This is a genomic window from Streptomyces sp. SID3212 (assembly GCF_009865405.1).
Classification (GTDB): domain Bacteria; phylum Actinomycetota; class Actinomycetes; order Streptomycetales; family Streptomycetaceae; genus Streptomyces.
This window is the reverse complement of the sequence record NZ_WWJY01000193.1, coordinates 1-1,089: the sequence shown is the minus strand read 5'-3', so window position 1 is coordinate 1,089 and position 1,089 is coordinate 1. Positions and strand designations below refer to the sequence as shown.

The window sequence follows — 1,089 nt, the reverse complement described above, 5'->3', positions numbered from 1 at the left end:
TTGGGGGGCTTGCGGCTGGGGGCGGCTTGCGGCCTGAGGGCGGCGCTTGCGGCCGGGGGGCAGGGCTTGGGCGCGCCGCCCGGAAGCGGCAGCCCGCGGGCGAGAGGTGGCGCTTGCGGGCGCCCCCTCGGCCGCCGGATCCGGCCAGGCTTCTGGCATATGCCGGGGCGAAGGTTACGCCCTCCCGCCACGCCCTGTCCCGGTTTCCGTGAACTCTCAGGAATGGGGCCGTCACTCCCGGTAGATCTGGGTGACATGAGCGGATGGCTGCGAGACGAATCACCTTTGAGTCCGGGCGTGAGTGACGACGAGCGCCGTGACGACATCTTCGGTCTCCTCCGTGAGGAGGGCGGGCACCACACGGCCCGCGTCACGCCGGCCGGGGCGGACTGGCTCGCCTCGGCGGGGCCGTACCCCCGCTCGACGCTCTCGCTGTGGGCCGCCCGCCCCAGCACCCCGGGCGTCCTCCCGTGCGGCGGGGCGTTCGACGTGGTCAGCGCCCCGGCGATCTTCGGGCGCCGCATGCTGAACCGGCTCTGGTCCGACGGCCCGGGGTCGGGCCCGGTCGCCGCGCACCGGGGCCGGACCCTGCTCTTCGCCGCTCCGGGGACCGCGCAGCGGCTGCCGTCCCTGCTGGCGTGGGAGGAGTGGGGCGGCGCGGCGGCGGACGGGTCCCCGGCGGGGGGAGGTGCCGGTGACGGTGACCCGGCGGACGACGGCCTCTCCGTACCGCCCCTGCTGTGTCACGGGGCCGGGGACGCCGTGACCGTACCGCCGCTGGCGCCCGGGAACGCGTCGGGGCCGCGCTGGGTCGTGGCCCCCGACACCCGCCATCCGTGGCTGCCGGGGCCGGACGTCCTGCTGTGGGCCTGCGTGCGGGCGGCCCGTACGGCGGGCCGTGTCGCGCGGACCCGGTCCCGCGTCCCCGCGCACTCCTCTGACCAGGCAATACGGCCCCGACCCCGGTCCCCGTATATCGATTTTTCCTCACGCCGATCCGGGTGCTAAGGTCTACGACGTCACCAGGCGCCGTTAGCTCAGTTGGTTAGAGCAGCTGACTCTTAATCAGCGGGTCCGGGGTTCGAGTCC

General features: G+C 74.7%; 1 protein-coding gene. It reads left to right on the top strand.

Going from position 1 to position 1,089, the window contains the following annotated elements:
• Positions 1 to 255 precede the first annotated feature (255 nt).
• On the top strand, positions 256 to 1,008 hold the full coding sequence (locus GT042_RS05580; RefSeq protein WP_237530494.1) for a hypothetical protein: 753 nt from the start codon (positions 256 to 258) through the stop codon (positions 1,006 to 1,008).
• Positions 1,009 to 1,089 lie beyond the last annotated feature (81 nt).